2 protein-coding genes are annotated in these 4,842 nt (G+C 63.7%); one reads left to right on the top strand and one right to left on the bottom strand.

Features of this window, described 5'->3' with window-relative positions; genetic code table 11:
* Positions 1-195 precede the first annotated feature (195 nt).
* Complete coding sequence (locus tag QMX83_RS20210; RefSeq protein WP_282298425.1) at positions 196-1,701, top strand: arylsulfatase; 1,506 nt, start codon at positions 196-198, stop codon at positions 1,699-1,701.
* Between the two features lie 38 nt (positions 1,702-1,739).
* Here QMX83_RS20210 and QMX83_RS20205 read toward each other — a convergent pair whose 3' ends face one another.
* On the bottom strand, positions 1,740-4,610 hold the full coding sequence (locus QMX83_RS20205) for a TonB-dependent receptor (RefSeq protein ID WP_282298424.1): 2,871 nt from the start codon (positions 4,608-4,610) through the stop codon (positions 1,740-1,742).
* Positions 4,611-4,842: the final 232 nt, after the last annotated feature.

The raw sequence follows: 4,842 nt of genomic DNA, 5'->3' as shown, positions 1-4,842 counted from the left end.
GGGGGTTTGTTTGGGGGGGGGGCGGGCCGGGCCCGGCCACTCCGCAACCACCGCGAACCCCACACGGCCGGGGATTCCCCGGCCGTGTGCATTTCCGGCTCGGTATTCTTACCGATCAGGCAGCAGCACTTCTTCGGATGCCCGCTGACGGGCTGCGCCCTACCCTGCCCGGACCTCCCCGCGTAGGATCCCGACATGGCCGCCCGGAAACCGAACATTCTGTTCGTGATGGCCGATGACATCGGCTGGTTCAATATCAGCTGCAACAACCACGGCATCATGGGGTACCAGACCCCCAACATCGACCGCATCGCACGCGAAGGGGCCAATTTCACCGACTTCTACGGGCAGCAGAGCTGCACTGCCGGGCGTGCCGCATTCATCACCGGGCAGTCGCCGATCCGCACCGGCCTGACCAAGGTCGGGATGCCCGGTGCCACCCTGGGGTTGAGCTTTGAAGATCCCTCGATCGGCCAGTTCCTGAAGCACTTCGGCTACGCCACCGGGCAGTTCGGCAAGAACCACCTGGGTGACCGCAACGAGCACCTGCCCACCGTGCACGGGTTCGATGAGTTCTTTGGCAACCTGTACCACCTGAACGCGGAGGAAGAGCCGGAGTATCCCAACTATCCGAAGGATCCCGCGTTCCGAAAGAAGTACGGTCCGCGTGGCGTGCTCAAATGCAAGGCTATCGACAAGGAAGACGCCACCGTCGACGAACAGTTCGGCAAGGTCGGCCGGCAGCAGATAGAAAACACCGGCCCGCTCACCCGCAAGCGCATGGAAACCGTGGATGAAGAGTTCCTGGAGTCCGCGCTGGACTTCATCACGCGCAAGTCGCAGGCCAACGAGCCGTGGTTCTGCTACTTCAACCCCACCCGCATGCACGTGTTCACCCACCTCAAGCCGGCGTCAGTCGGCGTGACCGGGCTGGGCCTCTATCCGGATGGCATGGTGGAACTGGATGGCTATGTCGGCCAGCTGCTGGACAAGCTCGACGAGCTGAAGGTCACCGACAACACCATCGTGGTGTTCACCACCGACAACGGAGCCGAGGTCATGACCTGGCCCGACGGTGGCACCACGCCGTTCCGCGGTGAGAAAGACACCAACTGGGAGGGTGGCTGGCGGGTGCCGTGCGTGATGCGGTGGCCCGGCGTGATCAAACCGGGTCGGGTGATCAATGACATCGCCTCGCTGCAGGACTTCATTCCGACCTTCGCCGCCGCCAATGGCGAACCCGAACTGGTAGAGAAGTTGAAGAAAGGCTTCAGCATCGGCGGACGCGCGTACAAGGTCCATCTGGATGGCTACAACCTGGTTCCGTTCCTGTCGGGCAAGGCCGACGAATCTCCCCGCCAGGGCTTTATTTACTGGAGCGACGACGGCGAATGCATGGCAGCACGGCTTGGGCGATGGAAAGTCGTGTTTGCTGAGCAGCGCAATGAAGGCATCAGCGTATGGCGCGAGCCACTGTCGGAAATGCGTATTCCCAAATTCTTCGACCTGCGTGCCGACCCCTTCGAGCGGGGCGAGATCAGCATCAAATACAACGACTGGTTCCTTGAGCAGAACTTCCTGCTGTATGCCGCCCCGCCGATGCTGGCGCAGTGGCTGGAGAGCTTCAAGGAGTTTCCACCGCGCGCCCGTGCGGCGAGCTTCAGCATCGACCGCATCATGGAGGCGATGATGCCAAAGTAGAAATATGGGGCACCGGGGTTACCCGGTGCCCCGGTGCATCAGAACCGCAGGTCCGCCCGCAGGTACCAGTAGCGCCCACGCGGAATGTCGTAGGTGGACGCGTCATAGCCGTTCAACGAGCACGACAGACAGATCGGCGGATCCTTGTCGAACGCGTTGTTCAAGCCCGCGCTCAGCTGCAGCCCCTTCATCCAGTCGATTTTGTAGCCGACCTGGAAGTCGTGGTACGTGGTGGCCGACAAGGTGTTGGTGCCCGCGTTCTGGTCGCTGCACACCGGGAAGGTCGATGCATCGCCGCACTGTTCCTTCAGCTCGGAGATGTGCCGCACCGTCCACGATGCACTCCAGTTGGCCAGCTTCCAGCCCAGCGTGGCGTTGCTGGTCCACTCGGGAATGGAGCTGTTCACCACTTCGATGCCCGGCTCCTGCGGCTGCTTCTGCCCTGCCGCACCCAGCGCCTCATAGCGACCGACGAAGGTGTTCTGCCAGCCGATCTTGAACTGGCCGATCTCGCTTTCCGGCAGCGTCCAGAACAGGTCCACGTCCCAGCCATCGGTCTTGATCGAGCCCAGGTTGGTCAGGCGGTTGTTGAAGCTGCTGACCGCACCGGTGCTGGCACGCGTGATGCCATCGCAGTAGACCGAGTCCAGCGTATCCACGCACAGATCCAGCTGGGTCTGTGCATCGATGGCCTGGATCGCCCCTTCAATGTGATGACGGTAGAAGGTCACTTCGACGTCGAAGCGCTCCGACCACGACGTGTTGCTGCCGAACCACGGGCTCCACACAAAGCCGGCACTGAAGCTGCGCGAGCGTTCCGGGTTCAGCTCGGCGTTGCCGCCGGTGGTGACCGAAATCTGCGAGTTGGCCTGCTGGAAGCCGGTCGGCACGCCCAGCGCGGTGCAGTTGGCGGCGCTGCCGCGTGGCGGCGTCCCGCCCAGACCCACCGAACAGGGATCGAACAGCTGCAGGTCGGCGCGCGCCGCTGAGCCGTACAGTTCACCGATCGACGGCGCGCGGAAGCCTTCGGCGTAGCTGGTGCGCAGCACGAAGTCATTGGTCACCTGCCAGCGCAGGCCGTACTTCGGGGTGAACTCGCCACCGAACGTGGAGTAGTCCGAGTAGCGCCCGGCCAGGCTCAGGTCCATTTTCGAGCCGATCGCGGTGTTGGCGAAGATCGGCACGCTCAACTCCAGATACGCCTCGTTGACGTCATACGAACCGGACGTCGGCTGCGAGGGCACGCCGTTGTAGTGGCCGCGCACGGTCAGCGGATCCGGGTTGTAGGAACCTTCGTACTTGCGGTACTCGTAGCCGGTGGCGAATGACACCGGGCCTGCCGGCAGGTTGAACAGGTCACTGCTCAGGTTGGCGGTGAACAGGCTCAGCTCATTGACGCTGCGGTCGCGTACCACCGGCTGGATCCACTGCAGCATCTCCGGCGTGATGGTGCCCGGGCCACCGAAGATGTTCAGCGGCACGCAACCGGGCGTGGCCGCACAGACGGCCGGGTCACCCAGCGCCATGTTCACCTTGTAGATGTCATAGCTGCCGTAGTTGGTCTGCTCGGCCTTGTTCTTGCTGTACATACCGTTGACGTCCCAGTACCAGCTGCGGCTGGCCGCCTCGAAGTTGCCGACCAGGCCGGTGGCGAAGTACTGGGTGTTCACTTCCTGCTCGAACACGCGCGCCCCGCCTTCGACCGGGCGGCGACCGACCATGCTCAGGTTGCTCGACGAATCGAGGTCGAAGCCGAACGGGTTGTACGGATTCAACGCCGAGATGACGATGTTGTCGGCCAGCGGGTTGCCCGTGGCACCGTCCGGACCGAAGAACAGCGGCTCCGGTGCGGCCTGGTTGGTGGACTCACGACGGTTGCCCAACGCCTTGATGTACCACTGAACGTTGTCGGTGATGTCGAAGCGGAACTGGCCGAAGATGCCCTTGCGCTCGGACGGGGTCAGCAGCAGGTTGTACTCGGCGAAGTTGAAGCGGTCCGCCGTGGCGAAGCAGTGATAGTCATCGGTGCGATCACAGCCGCCGACGCCATTGAAGGTGGGGCTGGTTACCCCGGTATTGGGCGTGATGTTGTAGTCGATGCCCGTATTCGGATCGGTGAACATGAAGCGGCCCGTGGGTGTGGCCGAGCTGCCGAAGGTCAGGCCGGTGCCGGGGATCGGCACACGCGACTGCTCACGCGTGCTCGCATACACCGGATCCTGCTTGGTCCAGCTCGCGCCCAGGAACAGGCTGTAGCGGTCACCGCTGGTGCCCCAGGCCAGGTCCACACCCTTCTGGGTGCCGTCGCCCTTGCTGTACTCGCCGTAGTTCACGGTCACCTGGCCGCCGTCGAATTCGCGACGGGTGATGATGTTGACCACGCCGCCGATGGCGTCGGATCCGTACAGCGAGGACGCGCCGTCTTCGAGCACTTCAATGCGCTCGACGATGGCCAGGGGGATGGTGTTGAGATCGGTGGCCGCGCCCACGCCGGAGGCCGAGGACTCGTTGACCCAGCGGATGCCGTCCACCAGCACCAGCGTGCGCTTGGCTCCGAGGTGGCGCAGGTCGACCTGGGCCGAACCTGCACCCACGCCGCTGCCGTCAGGGGGGAAACCGAAGTTGCCGGATGAGTTGAACTTGGCATTGAGCGCCGAGCCGGAACCGGTCAGCTGCTGCAGCACTTCGCCGATGGAGTTCAGGCCGGTCTGCTCGATCTGCTCGCGGCTGAGGGTCTGGATCGGCACCTGGCCTTCGACCTCGGCGCGCTTGATGCGGGTACCGGTGACGTCGACGCGGTCCAGTTCGGTGGTGGGACGGGGTGTTTCCTGGGCGCTGGCAAGCGCGGGTACAACCAACAGGCACAACGCGACAGCAACCGCCAACGGGCGGTGGTGCAGGGTGTTCATTCGCTCTCTCTCCAAAGGAATGTTGGTTTTGGTGCCGGCCCGCTCCCCCCTTGGAGCCGGCCAACCCTTCCTTTGTAAACAACCTGTAAAGATGAAGGCGTGATGAAAACCCCGTTTTCACGCGGGCTTTACAAAAAAGGAGCCGGCTATGCCGGCTCCCGGTAGCGGCGGGCCGGGGGCGGCCCCCGCCATACGCGGGGGGGGCGCCCCGGCCCAACCCGCCCAATTAGTG

Origin of the sequence: Stenotrophomonas sp. PS02289 (genome assembly GCF_029960115.1) — a bacterium.
Classification (GTDB): Bacteria; Pseudomonadota; Gammaproteobacteria; order Xanthomonadales; family Xanthomonadaceae; genus Stenotrophomonas.
Note: the sequence above shows the minus strand (reverse complement) of the source record. Positions and strands in the feature narration are given on the sequence as shown.

What these genes read in the sequence shown, in the direction of transcription:
- QMX83_RS20210 (WP_282298425.1), top strand. Translation starts at nt 196, where the DNA reads ATGGCCGCCCGGAAACCGAACATTCTGTTCGTGATGGCCGATGACATC.
- QMX83_RS20205 (WP_282298424.1), bottom strand. Translation starts at nt 4,610, where the DNA reads ATGAACACCCTGCACCACCGCCCGTTGGCGGTTGCTGTCGCGTTGTGC.